Below are 15,500 nucleotides of genomic sequence, written 5' to 3'. Positions count from 1 at the left end.
ATAATGAAAGATAAGCTATGGATCATGTATGAAAGGTCTCTCGTCCATCCAATATGGGAAGAGGCCTATTTTTTTTAGATAAAACAAGAGCAATTTTCAATTAAGAAAGGACCGATACAAACATGAATGACTTTGACCAACCATGGTTCTCTGACCTCATCCCTACCTCTAAACAAGCATGGGAGACCGCTGGTTTCGATACATTGACGAAAGTACAAGAGAAAGCCATCCCCTTTATATTAAATGGCGGGGACGTTCTGGCGGAAGCACCGACGGGGAGCGGAAAGACGCTTGCATATTTACTTCCTCTTCTTCAAAGGGTGGACCCGAACCAAAAGCATACACAAATTTTGATCATGGCCTCCTCTCATGAACTAGTCATGCAGATTCATCAAGAGGTACTCACCTGGACAAAAGGAAGTGGAATAACAAGCACCACATTGATAGGTGGAGCTAATGTTAAACGTCAGATCGACAAACTGAAGAAAAAACCGAATATCATCATAGGCACACCCGGGCGCATCTATGAGTTGATAGAGAAAAAGAAATTGAAGTCACATGAAATTAAAAGTGTCGTCATGGATGAAGCGGATCAGCTGCTTGTCCCGGAACATATCAATACCGTGGAAAGTGTGCTGAAAACGACGATGAAGGATACCCAGATCCTTCTATTTTCTGCAACATTGCCAGACGAAGTCATTGACCTTGCTCAGGATTTCATGGATGAAGAAGCGGAAGTCATCCGTGTAACCGAAGAGTTGAAAAAGCCTGATGTCACGCACACGTATATTGTATGTGAAGATCGGGACAAAATAGAGACGCTGCGTAAACTGGCCCGGATGGACGGTTTCATAGGACTTGGGTTCATGCAGGATATCGCGAAGTTGAATATTATGGCTGAGAAGTTAACCTATCAAAACCTGGATATCGGCTTGCTGCACAGTGATGCAAATAAAGAGCAGCGTGCAAAAGCAATAAAAGAATTCAGAAAAGGTGAATACCCTCTGTTATTAGCGACAGATGTAGCTGCCAGGGGGTTGGATATTAAGGAAATCAACTGTATCGTCAATTTAGACGTACCTAAGGATATGACATCATATATCCATCGCGCCGGAAGAACAGGACGCATCGGTTCTGCGGAAGGTACGGTCGTTTCCCTGGTAAATCCAGTGGAAGAAAAAAGGTTGAAAAAGTTTGCGCGGGATTTAGAATTGACTTTACACCAGAAGAAGATGTCTAAAGGACGCTTGCAGGACACACATCGCTGAGATGTCATGGCTTGCGTTTGGAAAGGGACCGTGGAATACTGGAGATAAGAAATAACATCCAGCCAGAATGAGGAGAGTACGAGTATGATCAAAAAATTTATTCTCTTTCTAGTGGCGTTGAGTGGCATCATCATCTTAGCGACACCAGTATCTGCCCAGGATTTATGGAAAGAAGGTCCAAAGGCTTCATACGAAAAAGTGACCCAGCACATCCAGGGGTGGGTGGATAATACAGATATACAAAAGGAATTCCAGAATTGGACAACAGATCTAGAATCCTTTTTCGAGTTTTTTGAACAGATTGAATGGAAGTATCCCGATGAACAAATAGAAGAAGAAAAAGAAGCACCAGAGCAAGAGTCAGAGGCTTCAAGCGAGACTCCAAGCGAGGCGCCGGCCACTGAGGGTTCGCTGGGAGATTATCAACCTGGTGACTTCGAACGGGAAGTTGTTACCTTAGTCAACAAGGAAAGGGCAAAGCATGATTTGGAGCCGCTTCAAATTCATAATCGTCTCAGCGGACTGGCGAATGTGAAGTCTCAAGATATGGCAGACAACAGCTATTTCAGTCATACCTCCCCGACCTATGGTTCTCCGTTTGATATGATGGATGAATTCAATTTCCGCTACCGGACAGCAGGAGAAAATATCGCTGCAGGTCAACGCACTCCAGAACAAGTGGTTGAAGGTTGGATGAATAGTGAGGGGCACCGTGCAAATATCCTTCATGAAGATTTCACTCATATCGGAGTGGGCTATATCGAAGGTGCTGGTCCTTACCATACCTATTGGACACAACTGTTCATGAAACCGAGATAAAAGCAGCCCCTGAATAGATTACAGAAGAGCAGGGCACCCATCATAGGGTTGCCCTGCTCTTTGTCTTGCCTGGAGAATGGGGGGGGAGTTTTTTAAGATTAAGAAGCAATAGACGGGCGAGGTTTAGGTCGAAACAATATCGTCCTTCCAGCTAATGGAGGTTTAATTACTTCGATTTAGTAATATGCTAGCAAGACTATGCACTTAAGTCTACTAATGAAGATCTTAAAGGTGATATTTCCTATAAAATGAAAAAGTTAAGAAAAATAAGAAAATTCATTGCTGCAAATGGAATTTATTGCTAGGATAATGTTATAATTTTGAGGTTACATTCAATATTTTCTAGTACTTTTATCTCACATAAATAAAAGAAAGAAGTGGCATTCATGGACGGCATTCAAACCTTAATTAAGAGTCAATCTTTATTAGAAAACGTGTTTGTGCACATGAGTGATGGTATTGCACTCATTAAACAAAAGAATGAATCATTCACATTCACCTATATGAATCCTAGTATGAGACAGAAATACGGGGAGCTCTTCGGGATGAATATTTCTGACCTCCATGAAAATACAAATCAGTTCCACTTGGTGAAAGCTTTGAAAAGGGCAGGCAGATTTCCTGGGCAGGTGTTGTGGAACTCTGAACGAGCACAATCCCCCTTTCAAGAAAACCACTACATACAATATGTTGAAGATCGTACATACTTACTTTTCATTAAAGATGAACCAATATCTGCTCTAGGCTTGCTGCATCGAAAAGAGCAAGAGTTGAAGGAAAGCGAAAGTCGTTACCAATCATTAGTGGAGACATCCCCCGACTCTGTCTTTGTCCATGACGAGGAGGATAGAATCATTTATGTGAATAAAGCAGGAATCAAGCTGTTAGGGGCCACACAGAAGTCCGAGCTTCATGGTCAGGATATAAAGGCTTTTGTTAATGATGAGAGAGCGGATAAGGTGAGGGAAAGGCTAGCGACATTATTTTCAGGAGAAATGGTTAAAGGACGATAACACGGAAGTTGATCAAATTAGACGGCTCTGTCATCGATGTTGAGATGCATGGGGGACTGGTCAAGTATCACCAGGTCCAGGCTGTGCAGACGATCTGTCGCAACATATCTGAGCGTATAGCACAGCACAACGCGTTAGAGAAGCTGGCCTATTATGATCAATTGACGAAAGTTCCCAATAGGCGCTACTTTTTTGATAAGTTGAAAGATGAATTGGAGAGAGTAGAAAAGACGAATTCTTTCCTCGCTCTTCTTTTCATTGATATGGATAATTTCAAACAAATCAATGATCGATATGGTCACCAAGTTGGGGATGAGGTCCTTGTCATTTTTACAAAACGTGTGGAACAAGGGTTGAGAAACTCGGATTTTCTCTCAAGATTGGGGGGCGATGAGTTTGTTATTTTATTATCGGACCTTACTTCGGTGGCCCAACCACAGCAGGTCGCTGACAGGATGATGGAGCGGATTTCAGAACCTATTCTTTTGCGGGGATATACAATCTCGATCAGTGTTTCGATGGGCATATCCATTTATCCTGAACACGGGACATCCCAGGGGGACTTAATGAGCAAAGCAGACCATGCCCTTTACGAAGCTAAAGAAAAAGGACGTAATTGTGTCTCTATTTATAAACAAGAGTGACTGCTGGGGAAGGAGATGTAGCGTTATGGAAATGAATGAACTGCATCACTTAGATGCTGTCGATCTACTAGAACTGCTGCAAGGAAAAGAATTGAAAGTAGAAGAAATTGTCCAACATTACAGAGCCGTTATGAAACGTAAGAATCCTGATTTGAACGCTGTCGTTCATTTTATCGATGATGAACCAGTCCATAAGCAAGGATTATTTCAGGGTCTGCCTTTTTTAATTAAAGATTTGAATGCAGTAAAAGGGTACCCACTTTCTTACGGGTCGAAGGTTATGGAAGGTTTTGAAGCGACTTGGGATGATGAAATTGTAAAACGTTTCAAACGTGGTGGATTGACTTTTATAGGGAAATCGAACACACCAGAATTCGGTTTTACTCCTGCGACAGAGTCCGTACATTTGGGGTATACGAAAAACCCATGGAACACGGAATATTCACCAGGAGGTTCGAGTGGGGGAGCCGCAGCTGCAGTAGCATCGGGTATGGTTCCATTTGCGCATGCAAGTGATGGAGGCGGGTCCATCAGAATTCCAGCTTCCAATTGCGGCTTGTTCGGATTAAAACCAACCAGAGGTAGAACACCGTTTTCCATGAGGTTGAATAGTTTAGCTGTCAGCCACGGAGTCACGAAATCAGTGAGAGATAGTGCGGCATTGCTGGATGTTCTTGAAGGCCCCCAAATAGGTGACCTCTACGCTACACCTCCCAGTGGAGCCCCCTATTCCTCAATAAATCATGAGGCTCTCTCACCATTGAGAATCGCATACTTAGCTGAGTTTGGTGAAATTATGGAGATTGACCGGGACGTTCAGCAGGCTATTCGTGAAACGGCCCAATTATGCGAGTCTCTCGGTCACAATGTTGAAATCGCATACCCTGATTTTGATCTTCATCGGTTCATGGAGGCTTTTGTTGTTGTTTGGGTCGTTGGAGGGGCTTTAGCAGTCAAAGAAGCTGCTGGAATGAATGGTAAGGATCCGAACGTAGAAAACTTGGAAAAGATGTTATTCACCCTGATTGAGAAAGCATCAAGGTATTCCGCCATGGAATATGAACAAGCGCGTCTGATCCTGGCAACCGAAAGTGTGAAGTTCCATCAATTTTTCGAGAAATACGACGTCCTGCTGCATCCCGTCAACTCTAAGTCAGCTTTACCTCTTGGCTTTTATGATGGAGAAGATAAAACAATCGATGAGATTTTAGCAGTTTCCGCCCAATATGCTCACCTGACCCCTGTAGCAAATGTTACAGGTCAGCCTGCGATGAGTGTTCCTCTTTTCTGGAATGATAACAATCTGCCCATCGGTTCTCATTTTACGGGCAGGTTCGGAGATGAGCGCACATTGCTTAAATTAGCGGCACAGTTGGAAGAAGCGAAACCATGGCACCAACGATATGATGATTTATTGAAGGAGTAAGGAAACTAGCGATAGTTTCCTTACTCTTTTCTATTGTGCAAAATTCTTGAAGAAAGACAAATGCGAAAGAGCCATTGCACCGCCTTTTCTTCACCCCTCCATATGATTTAAAGTAAGGGGTCTGCGCCTCAAATCACTCCCACTATAGATCTTTTTGGCAGCTACTTCATTCCGTTTTTAGGTAAAGGTATCTACATTTGTTCTTCCCCTTGTTGAAAGATCCCTCTTCGCGTCAATTCCATCTCTGTTTGCAAACCGAATTTTCTCCATATAAAGGATTCCATATAATGATGAATTCCAATTGAGAATTTAAATAGTAACTAATATTACGTTATAGCGTAATATTTATTGATTTTAAACGTAATTAATATTACTATTAAAAGTAATGGGAGGGATTAAATGGAATCTATACATTTGAATGTAGCATTGTTACGAAGACGTGTTCCTAATCTGACCAAGTCTGCACGCACAGTTGGACTGAGACCTGCAACTGTCTCAAATCTGTGCAATGGAAAAATATCATTGGGACGAACCGAAGTGCGGACCCTTGTGGCGTTAGCTTCTTTAGCGGAATGTAGTTTGGATGAACTGATTATAAGAGGGGAGAGGTTTGAAATGATTGAAACAGGGATAAAGGTGATTGACTTATTTGCTCCGTTAGCTAAAGGAGGAACTGCCGGCCTGGTGGCACGACCAGGAATGGGCCAGCTTGTTGTTCTTGCAGAGATCTTTCATCGCCTCAATAAGAGGAAATTTAAAATCGCTTTTCTTCAACCGGAAGGCGACCACCCCGAAATCAGTGATATCACAGAACTTGTAGATTTTAATTGCCTCTCAATCTCTGAGGTTGAGGAAAAAGTTATTCATATTGGAAAAAACACAGATGTGATTTTTGTTGCTGATCGCTCTCATGTGATAGATGGAACGATTTACAGGCTCCAAGAAAAATGGGCTGATCTCCCATCTGTCACCACGTTTTTAGTTGACCTGAAAGGGGAAGCAATCGATAAAGATTTACCATACGGTCCTTTAGAAACATTGTGGCAGTTCGATATGGAATTATCCGCACATCATTTGTATCCAGCCATCCACCCTTTGCACTCGACCTCCACTGTGCTGGAAGGTGCGAATCTTGAGCAAAATCACTTTTACACACAACAAAAAGCCCAAAAATTATTACGCCGGTATCGAGAATTGAAATCAATAGTAAGAGTGAGCGGGGTGGAAACTTTATCTGAAATAGACACTCAAATCTATCAGCGAGGAGAGAAGCTGGAAAACTATCTCACTCAACCTCTCTTTGTAGCTGAAGCTTTTACAGGAGTGGAAGGGGTACATGTACAACTAGAACAAGTGCTTGTTGATGTACGTAAATTGATCGAAGGAGTTTACGACCATAAAGACAAAGAAGACTTTGCTATGGTGGGGAGAATTTCTGGATGATGTGGTTTTCTTTTTGAAGAGAATCACTTTGGAAAATATAATAAAAATAACTATATAAAAATATTAATAAAAAAACGTTTACACTGGAAAATGAAGTTTTATCCTTGAAAGTGTGGGGAATCTCTTGAAAATGTTTGGGAACTATTTAAGATTCAGGAGGTTTTCCACATGTCTAAGGGAAAAAGTATACATGCATTAATTATTCTTATGTTTACCCAATTCATTTCGGGTGGTGTCACAAATACAAAGGGAATTGTCCTTGACCAGGTGGAGAACGATTTAGGCTTGGACATGGGCCAGTTCGGTCTTGTCGTTTTCATTTTCCAACTTGGATTCACGCTCGCCAGCGTGATCATTGGTTACTATACGGATAAAAAGGGCTTGCGTACGATGACGATCATCGGTTCGATCATTATGGGACTTGGGTTTCTAGGTACAGGTCTTGCACCGAATATCATGTTCTTCCTCGGTTTTTATATGATCGTCGGTTTCGGTCTTGGCGCTCTCGGTGTAGCCTCGAATGCCATAGTACCAGCTGCCTATCCACAAAAACAAAATCAAATGTTCAACTTTGCGATGGGAGTGTATGGTTTAGGGATGGTGCTGTTCCCTCAACTCCTGAACTTTATGTTCCAATTCGCTTCTTGGCGTTATTTTTATATAGGAATTGCTGCTACTCTTATTGCAGTCATCATTTATATTACAAGTGTCGCTTTTCCTTCTGGTAAAGCAGAGAAAATCGATCTTAAAGCTTTTATTCCAATGTTGAAAGATGCTCAATTTGTATTCTTACTGGTCTTTTTAGTATTTCAAGTTTCTGCAGAAGTCTCTTTTACGAATTTCTTTCCCACCTATTTGAAGTCCCTTGATTTGGGCGGGATTTCAAAACAAGCAAAAGAAGACATGGTTGCTACGATACTTTCTGTCTTTTCCATCTTTTTCATGGTTGGACGTCTAGGTGTCGCTTACTTGACGAATTGGATCAATGAACGGATCATTTTGATCACATTCTCCGCAGGTTCGTTGATTATAGTAGGAGTAAGTTTTCTTGTAGCTGAAAGCTTTCCGTATTTATTCGCAGGTGCAGGTTTATTCTTTTCAGCGCTCTTCCCGACAGCGACAGCTTTCGGTACACAGCTATCTAAAACAAGTGGTTCTGCTCTCGGATTAATTTACATTGCAGCAGGTCTAGGAGGCGGTATAGCCGGTTACATTATCGGTGTCGCTTCTGAAATCTTCGGTATGGCCGGCGGTTTCAGTATTGTTCTTATTTTCTTGCTGCTCATGTTGATTACCTCATTCTTCATGAATAGTCAAAAGTCTACTCAAGCGAGCAGTTGACCTTAAACTCCGTCGATTAATTCGGCGGAGATTTTTCATTCTAGGATTTATAAAAAAGTTCCGGTGAAATTAACCCCTCCCGAAGGAAATAAAGTCTAAGCTTTGAGGTTATATAATTCCTTTGAATCCTGTAAAATTTTAGAGGAAGGGAGTATGGGCATGAAAAGAATATTAATACTGATAACAGTATCCATTTTATTTATTACAGGATGTGTCAACAAGGAGGACACTGATGAGCAGAAAGTGGGTAATGAGGCAGGCAGTGAATTGGAAGGTTATTGGGAAGGGACGATTGATGTACCGAACCAACCTTTAAATATCAATATAGAATTCAATAAAGAAGAAGAATGGAGTGGAACCATCAGCATTCCTGTCCAGAATGTCGATCGTTTTTCCTTATCGGAGATAGATGTGAATGGAGGAAAAGTGAGCTTTCAAATGCCTGTACCTGGTCAGTCCATCCGTTTTGATGGAACGATGGGAGAGGATAAATTAAATGGGACATTCAATCAAGCTGGGCAGAGCTTTCCTTTTTCTTTGAAAAAAAGTGACGAAATAAAGGAAGAGACAGGGAAAGAGGATTTTCTTTCTATTGAAACACCTACAGGAACCCTGTACGGTGAATTGCTTTTGCCAGAAGGGAAGGAGTCTGCACCCGTCGCTCTAATCATCCCGGGCTCAGGCCCCACGGATCGTAATGGGAATTCACAAAGCTCGCCAGGAAAGAACGATAGCCTTAAATTGTTAGCAGAAGGTTTAGCCGCACAAGGGATTGCCTCTGTTCGTTATGATAAACGTGGTGCCGGAAAGAATACTGAGGCCGTTGTAGAAGAAAAAGAGATGCGGTTTGATATTTTTATTGATGATGCTAAAAATTGGCTGGAACTGCTGGAAAGTGATAAACGATTCACTGATATTGCGGTTATCGGTCATAGTCAAGGATCGCTTGTCGGTATGATGGCAGCAGGACCAGAGACCACAGAGGCTTTCATATCAATAGCTGGAGCTGGAAGACCGATCGATAGAGTTCTTGAAAAACAGTTAGAACAGAGCTTATCGGAAGATCTGCTTAGTGAAAGTCGAGCACTGCTTGAAAACTTGAGAAGTGGGAAAGAGGTTTCAGAAGTAAGTGAGCCCTTGATGGGGTTGTTTGCACCTGACGTCCAGCCGTTTCTCCGTTCATGGATGGCCTATGATCCATCAGAACAACTGCAGGAATTGAATGTTCCGACATTACTTATTAATGGGGGCCATGACCTTCAAGTCCCTGTTGAAGATGCAAAGCTGATGAACGAAGCCAGCGCTAATAAATCGGAAATATTAATCATTGAGGACATGAACCATGTATTGAAGCAAGCACCTGAAAATAGAGAAGAAAACTTATCCACCTATACTGATCCTGATTTACCCTTGGCTGAAGGGTTGGTAGAGGGCATCATCGACTTTTTAGCTGAAAACAACTTTAATTAATAAAAAAACAGTTTCGGATATTTATCCGAAACTGTTTTCTGTTTGCTCATTCAATTAACGGCGAATCTTTTGTAATAGACGTAGAATTTCAATATATAGCCAAACGAGGGTCACAATCAGACCGAAGGCTCCATACCATTCCATGTGTTTCGGGGCTCCGCGATTCACCCCTTGTTCAATGAAATCGAAGTCCAGGACCAGGTTCAAGGCAGCGATTGCTACGATGAAAATACTAATACCGATTCCGATCGGTCCGCTTGAGTGCAGGTAAGGGACCTGCATACCAAAAAAGTTCATGACGAAGTTGATCAGGTAGACGACGAAAATGCCCAATGTAGCGGAAACGACCATTAATCGGAAGTTTTTAGTCACTTTAATGACTCTTGTTGCATAGAGGAAGAGAAGAACGCCCATTACCGCTAAAGTCAGGCTGACTGCCTGAATAACGATTCCTGAGTAAGATCCTTCCAGAAATGCTGAAATCCCTCCAATGAAAAAGCCTTCCAATGCTGCATAAATGGGGGCTGTAACTGGCGCAGCTTTAGGGAAGAAGGCTGTGATTAGAGCGAAAATCAATCCGCCGATTGCTCCGATCAGCATCATCATTGTGACGTTGACCCCTTGTGAGTACTGATACCAAGTATAGAGTGCTGTCCCTAGAAGGAACAGGAATAATAGCGTTATTTTAGCTACTGTGCCGCCAAGAGTCATGGTTTGATCTTGACCAGAAGAGCGTTGAAATGTGTTATTTTTAAGTACCGGGTTTCCTGATCTCATTATTTCACTCCTAAAAAAAGACCTGTTTCATTTATTACCCTGTAAAGGGGTGATTAACACACTTCTCCTCTAGTGAGCATACCACTTGTATAATTTCTTAGGACGGCCGATCTTTTGGTGACTGACCACTTGTTTGACCTTTCCTTCATCAAGGAGATGCATTAAATATCGATACACGGTCGGATATGCAAGACCTATTTCTTTTGATATTACATCAACAGGGTAGGCTTCGCGGTTTTCCTGTAAGAAACTTGCTATGGAATGGAGTGTACCTTTGCTGATTCCTTTTGCTGTGAATATGTCTTCATCTTCCTCTTGCGCATGCTTCATGTTGGCGATTTGCGCATGTAACTTGATACGGGAAATCAAATCAGGTGCTTTTACCGGCTTCAAAGCAAAATCGGTAGCTCCTTCTTCTAAAAATCGATCAGCTACTTCTTGTCTTTCATCAACGGTCAACACTAAGAGCGGGATAACCGAGTTGTGTTTTCGTATTTCCCGTACCGTTTGTAAGCCGTCCATCTCAGGCATATGGTAATCAACGAGAATGACGTCATAGGAACCTTTTAAAAACTTGTCTACACCTTCACGACCATTGGCAGCAGTGTCAGACTCCCACTGTGCATGCTTGCAGAACTCTGTCAGCATGTAACGCAGAGATTCATCATTATCCATGATCAGTATTTTCATCTTTTACTCTCTCCTTCGGTAAATGGATCCAGAATGTCGTTCCAATCCCTTGTTCACTTTCAATGGAAAGCTCGGCTCCATGTTCTTTGACGACATTTTTTACAAATGTCAGGCCCACCCCTGGGTGTGATTTTGTGCTGTATCCAGCGTTCCATATTTTATCGATGTTGTCTTGGCTGATGCCATGTCCATTATCTTTGACTCCAATCAGAATACCCTCATGAGCGACTTTTGTAGCGATGGTCACTCTGGCTTCTTTTTTCCCTTCCACAGCATCACTCGCATTATCAATCAAGTTGACGAGCGCTCGGGTCATACGGATTTTGTTGATGAAAATCTCGATATGCTCTGATGCTTCAAGGTCGAAAGCATAAATTGTTGCTGAGTCTGATAGTTTATTGGCACGTACATATTCGATGAACGTTTTCAGTGTACACCAGTTCTTTTTTTCGTGATATAGGATTTCTGATACCATATCGCTCGTGGCTTGGATGGAAGACGAAATCTTATTGGTATATTGAAGTATTTCCTGGTCGTTTGTTTTCATCTGAATCAGTGAATTTAACCCTTCCATTAAAGAAAGGGGGGTCTTCAAATCATGGACAAGATGAAGAGCCTCCCTTCCGGATCGTGATTCCACCATGTCCAAACGGGCAATATCGAGATCCTGTCTCATTCGTGTTTTTTGTTCAGAAACGGTCAAATAAATTGCCAACACCGTAGCATTAATGATGAATACAGCAAAAAAGACAAGGCTGTAAAAACTCAACGTACTGCCGAAACCTAGCTGCGAGGCAATTGTTTTGACTTCCATTGAAATTTCTCCCCCACCGAAACCGAAGGCAGTTAAGAACAAAACAGTGTCTAACCATTGGAATCCAAACAGTAATTGAGCAAGTATGAACGATTTAAATACAGGGCGGAGCTGTCCTTTACCTAAGAAATGAAGCACCGCTATGGAAAGTAATAGGAATAAGGCGGGACCGCCAAAATGATAATTGATAGAATTATACCCATTGATGATCGCATAGACAAGGGGGATGACGGTTAAGGGGATAGCAACCTTTAACCATGAATACCCGAGACGGGCCCCAAGTTCATCTCCAAGTAGTAGAGCCCCTAAGTAATGGGGGAGTGCCCGGACCGTATTTAACATGATAAGTCCGAAGGCAGCCATCATAAGTGTACTACCTGAAGGGGAAGCTTGTAGTTTTTCTATGATGGAGGCAAGACCTGATCGTTCCACGCTCAACCAAAGGGGCATGGTGATTCCAGTGAGGATGAGAGCTATTTTGATCCAAAAACTCTTAGCGCGTAATATCGTTCTAACCATTGTATTCACCCCCAACGACGTACTTCTTTCTATTTATTCTAATATAAGCGGGCATTTTTTTCGATGCTTTTTTACTTTGAAGCGTTACCATAATAATTTTTCAGTTATCCACCCTATGGCATTCCGGAAAAGGAATAGTATAATGGACATATATTTATTTCAGGATGAAAGGTGTCCACTTTTTATGATCGTAATCATCGATAACTATGATTCATTCACCTACAATTTATTTCAATATTTCAAGCAGATGGATACAGAGGTCATGGTAAAAAGAAATGACGAAGTGACCTCAGCCCAGATCCAAAGTATGAATCCGGATCTGATTGTTTTGTCTCCGGGTCCAGGTGAGCCTTCAGAATCCGGGGTTTCGGAAGAAGTTCTCCAGACATTCGGGAAGTGTACGCCGGTATTGGGAATTTGCTTAGGCTATCAATTGATTGTTAAACATTTTGGCGGGGAGATAGAAAAAGGGGGAAGACCGATGCATGGGAAAGTGACAAGCATGACACATGATGGTCAAGCGATTTTCTGCCATTTGCCCCGACAAGTGAATGTAACTCGCTACCACTCCCTCCAAGTGAACCCGGCTTCAATGCCAGAAGAACTTGAAGTAACCGCTGTATCGGAGGACGGGGTGATCATGGGGGTCCGGCATCGTCATTATCCTATTGAAGGCATTCAGTTTCACCCCGAATCGATTCTTACAGATTATGGGTTTGAAATGCTTTGTAATATGCTGAAACAAGCTATTCGTTTCCGTGAAAGCCAGAAAGAAGGGGTGACTGTATGAAGGAGTCACCATACCTTATCTATGATTTTGCGGACGATTCAGGAAAACCGAATACAAAAGTGTTTAAAGCTCCTGTTCAGATTCTTTCAACAGATAAGGTGAATGAGGTTCAAGGAGTCTTTGAAGAAGTAGAAAAAGCCCTCGATCAAGGGTATTATGTCGCCGGTTACGTTTCCTATGAAGCAGCACCTGCCTTTGACCGATCATTAGTTGTCCACACTAATTCAAAATGGCCGCTAGTGTGGTTTGGGGTTTTCCATGGTTACGAATCTGCCCCTGCTGTTTCTGGGGACCATCCCTTTGAAGTGTCCTCCTGGAAAATGAGAGGAGACTTTAATGCTTATAAACACGGGATGAAACGGATTAAGCGTGGGATTGAGCTAGGCGATACTTATCAGGTGAATTATACCACGAGAATGGAAGCTGACTTTGCTGGTGATGATTACTCATTCTATAGAAAGCTTGTCAGAAATCAACAATCTTCCTATAGCGCTTATTTGAATATGGGTGAACGGCGAATATTATCGGCTTCTCCTGAATTGTTTTTCCGAATCAATAAAAACAAGATTACGACTAAGCCTATGAAAGGGACAGCCGAACGCGGGCGTTTCTCTCAGGAGGATGTAAACCAGAAGAAACACCTTACTTCTTCAAATAAGGAAAGATCGGAAAATTTAATGATTGTAGATTTATTGCGAAATGATTTGGGTAGAATCGCTGTACCCGGCTCGGTACGTGTTCCGCGCTTGTTTGAAGTGGAGACTTATCCTACCGTCCATCAAATGACTTCTACGGTAGAGGCTGTCCTCCCCGAAAGTTTTGTGATGTTTGAATTGTTCGGAGCATTATTTCCTTGTGGTTCTATTACTGGAGCGCCTAAGGTCAGGACGATGAAGTATATCAAAGATCTTGAGGATTCCCCGCGAGAAGCATACTGTGGAGCAATCGGCTATATGACACCGAATCATGAAGCCGTCTTTAATGTTCCGATACGCACTGTCATGATAGATGAAACTAAAGGCAAAGCGACTTATGGTACAGGCGGAGGAGTCACATGGGATTCGACATCAGAAGGTGAGTTTGAAGAGTTAAAGACAAAGACGAGACTTTTGACGGAAGACAGGCCTCGTTTTGAATTGTTAGAAACAATGAAGGTTCAAAATGGAGTGATTCCACTTTTGCCCTATCATATAAATCGTTTGATGCAATCTGCTGATTATTTTGCGTTTCCAGTGGAAAGAGACAAGCTTCTGGAAGAGTGTGAAAAAGTGGTTGAAGAAAATCCGGCAGGGCTCCATAAGGTACGTATGTTAGTGGGGGAATCAGGAGATTGTAAAATCGAAACAAAGCCGATTGAATCGCAATCTCCCATTGTTGAGTGTTCCCTCGCAACAACACCGGTGGATGAGCGGAACCCCTTTTTATTCCATAAAACGACACACAGACAAGTCTATAATCAACATAAGCGACATGGAACAGATGCGACCTTGTTGTGGAATTCAAAAGGTCAACTGACTGAATTCACGATAGCCAACCTGGTTGTTAAAGTGAATGATGAATATTACACGCCCCCTGTCGAATGTGGGTTATTGGCAGGAACCTTCAGGGAAAAGTTGTTAGAAGGCGGAGTGATTGAAGAAAAAGTCATCCATAAAGAAGAATTGAGTCAATGTAAGGAAATTTGGATGATTAATGGAGTCAGGGGTTGGGTGGAAGTCAACTTAACTGAATAATAAAGTTTGAAGAAGGAGTGTTATTAATGAAACATATTGTTTTTTACGATGCTCAGTGTCCATTTTGCTTTTATGTGAAAAAAACGTTTCGTCAATTTGATTGGTTGAATCAAATAAAATGGGTTTCTGTCCAGGAAGTAGAGAAAAGCGGAAAGTACCCCTATTTAGAAGGTCGCAATACATTGGATGAGATTCATATGCTTACAAAAGAAGGAGAAATCAAGCAAGGATTCCGTACGATTCAAAAGCTGTTGCTCGTCTTGCCTCTTTTTTCTATGTTCGGGGTATTGCTATCGTTACCGGGATTTCATTTAATCGGTTCGCCGCTTTACAGGTGGTTCTCTGACCATCGTCACCAATGGTTCGGTCGTTACGATCTGCCTAGATACGCCTGATAAAGGTCTCCTCGATGAGAAGGCTTTATTTTAACTATACTTGTAAACGGGGGATGAAGTGGTAAACTATCTTCGTGATTATCTAAAGATTATTCAGATCTCTCTCACGGATATGCTGATCACTTTTGATGATTTCTAAATCGATCTTCCGCTGCTCTAACTCGATCTCTTTTTCTCTTAATTCAAAGTTCTTTTTCTTTTCGTAACCGTAGTAGATAAGAGAAAAAACGACGATCAAAGTAACATAAAACATAGGTGAACCCTCCATACTGTTGCCGTGATTTACTAGAATTATATCATTAATTATTGGGTTTAGTTACAAAAATTGGCTGTAGAATGAAATTCATTCTACAGCCAA

At 42.0% G+C, this 15,500-nt stretch carries 15 protein-coding genes; 11 read left to right on the top strand and 4 right to left on the bottom strand.

What is annotated here, in order from left to right:
* Window positions 1–122 precede the first annotated feature (122 nt).
* The 8 genes from ACTWPX_RS01425 to ACTWPX_RS01390 all read left to right on the top strand — a co-directional run bounded on the left by ACTWPX_RS01425 (window position 123) and on the right by ACTWPX_RS01390 (window position 9,424).
* Window positions 123–1,268 (top strand): DEAD/DEAH box helicase, encoded by a 1,146-nt coding sequence (locus ACTWPX_RS01425; protein WP_443118193.1) that lies wholly within the window; start codon window positions 123–125, stop codon window positions 1,266–1,268.
* 84 nt (window positions 1,269–1,352) lie between these two features.
* A complete protein-coding gene (locus tag ACTWPX_RS01420; RefSeq protein ID WP_443118192.1) occupies window positions 1,353–2,087 on the top strand; it encodes a CAP domain-containing protein in 735 nt (244 codons plus the stop codon).
* A 386-nt stretch (window positions 2,088–2,473) separates the two neighbouring features.
* A complete protein-coding gene (locus ACTWPX_RS01415; protein WP_443118191.1) occupies window positions 2,474–3,100 on the top strand; it encodes a PAS domain-containing protein in 627 nt (208 codons plus the stop codon).
* A gap of 8 nt (window positions 3,101–3,108) precedes the next feature.
* Complete coding sequence (locus tag ACTWPX_RS01410; RefSeq protein WP_443118190.1) at window positions 3,109–3,744, top strand: diguanylate cyclase domain-containing protein; 636 nt, start codon at window positions 3,109–3,111, stop codon at window positions 3,742–3,744.
* A gap of 25 nt (window positions 3,745–3,769) precedes the next feature.
* Entirely contained in the window at window positions 3,770–5,170 is a 1,401-nt protein-coding gene (locus ACTWPX_RS01405; protein ID WP_443118189.1) for an amidase, read from the top strand.
* Between the two features lie 399 nt (window positions 5,171–5,569).
* Window positions 5,570–6,613 carry an ATP synthase beta subunit C-terminal domain-containing protein gene (locus ACTWPX_RS01400; protein WP_443118188.1) on the top strand — a complete coding sequence of 348 codons (1,044 nt, stop codon included), beginning with the start codon at window positions 5,570–5,572 and terminating at the stop codon, window positions 6,611–6,613.
* A gap of 168 nt (window positions 6,614–6,781) precedes the next feature.
* A complete protein-coding gene (locus ACTWPX_RS01395) occupies window positions 6,782–7,954 on the top strand; it encodes an MFS transporter (RefSeq protein ID WP_443118187.1) in 1,173 nt (390 codons plus the stop codon).
* Between the two features lie 159 nt (window positions 7,955–8,113).
* On the top strand, window positions 8,114–9,424 hold the full coding sequence (locus ACTWPX_RS01390) for an alpha/beta hydrolase (RefSeq protein ID WP_443118186.1): 1,311 nt from the start codon (window positions 8,114–8,116) through the stop codon (window positions 9,422–9,424).
* Window positions 9,425–9,478: 54 nt separating this feature from the next.
* Here the strand turns inward: ACTWPX_RS01390 and ACTWPX_RS01385 are convergent, their stop codons facing one another.
* The 3 genes from ACTWPX_RS01385 to ACTWPX_RS01375 form a co-directional block, all read right to left on the bottom strand.
* Window positions 9,479–10,201 carry a Bax inhibitor-1/YccA family protein gene (locus tag ACTWPX_RS01385; RefSeq protein ID WP_443118185.1) on the bottom strand — a complete coding sequence of 241 codons (723 nt, stop codon included), beginning with the start codon at window positions 10,199–10,201 and terminating at the stop codon, window positions 9,479–9,481.
* A 69-nt stretch (window positions 10,202–10,270) separates the two neighbouring features.
* Window positions 10,271–10,891, bottom strand: a complete 621-nt coding sequence (locus ACTWPX_RS01380; RefSeq protein WP_128525416.1) for a response regulator — start codon at window positions 10,889–10,891, stop codon at window positions 10,271–10,273.
* Window positions 10,869–12,224: a sensor histidine kinase gene (locus ACTWPX_RS01375; RefSeq protein WP_443118184.1), complete on the bottom strand. Its 1,356-nt coding sequence runs from the start codon at window positions 12,222–12,224 to the stop codon at window positions 10,869–10,871. The genes ACTWPX_RS01380 and ACTWPX_RS01375 overlap by 23 nt, the downstream gene beginning before the upstream one ends.
* Before the next feature lie 184 nt (window positions 12,225–12,408).
* Between ACTWPX_RS01375 and ACTWPX_RS01370 the strand changes: the two genes are divergently transcribed.
* Genes ACTWPX_RS01370 through ACTWPX_RS01360 form a run of 3 tightly spaced genes read left to right on the top strand, consistent with a single transcriptional unit; the run spans window position 12,409 to window position 15,142 of the window.
* Window positions 12,409–13,014 (top strand): anthranilate synthase component II, encoded by a 606-nt coding sequence (locus ACTWPX_RS01370; RefSeq protein ID WP_443118183.1) that lies wholly within the window; start codon window positions 12,409–12,411, stop codon window positions 13,012–13,014.
* Entirely contained in the window at window positions 13,011–14,747 is a 1,737-nt protein-coding gene (pabB, locus tag ACTWPX_RS01365) for an aminodeoxychorismate synthase component I (RefSeq protein WP_443118182.1), read from the top strand. Before ACTWPX_RS01370 ends, pabB begins: the two co-directional genes overlap by 4 nt.
* A 26-nt stretch (window positions 14,748–14,773) precedes the next feature.
* A complete protein-coding gene (locus ACTWPX_RS01360) occupies window positions 14,774–15,142 on the top strand; it encodes a thiol-disulfide oxidoreductase DCC family protein (RefSeq protein WP_128525420.1) in 369 nt (122 codons plus the stop codon).
* Window positions 15,143–15,224: 82 nt separating this feature from the next.
* On the opposite strand, the gene ACTWPX_RS01355 is transcribed toward ACTWPX_RS01360, so the two are convergent.
* Window positions 15,225–15,395 (bottom strand): hypothetical protein, encoded by a 171-nt coding sequence (locus tag ACTWPX_RS01355; RefSeq protein WP_164908560.1) that lies wholly within the window; start codon window positions 15,393–15,395, stop codon window positions 15,225–15,227.
* Window positions 15,396–15,500 lie beyond the last annotated feature (105 nt).

The organism is Halobacillus sp. H74, from assembly GCF_052246715.1.
Taxonomy (GTDB): Bacteria; Bacillota; Bacilli; order Bacillales; family Halobacillaceae; genus Halobacillus; species Halobacillus litoralis_A.
This window is presented reverse-complemented; position numbering and strand designations above follow the sequence as displayed.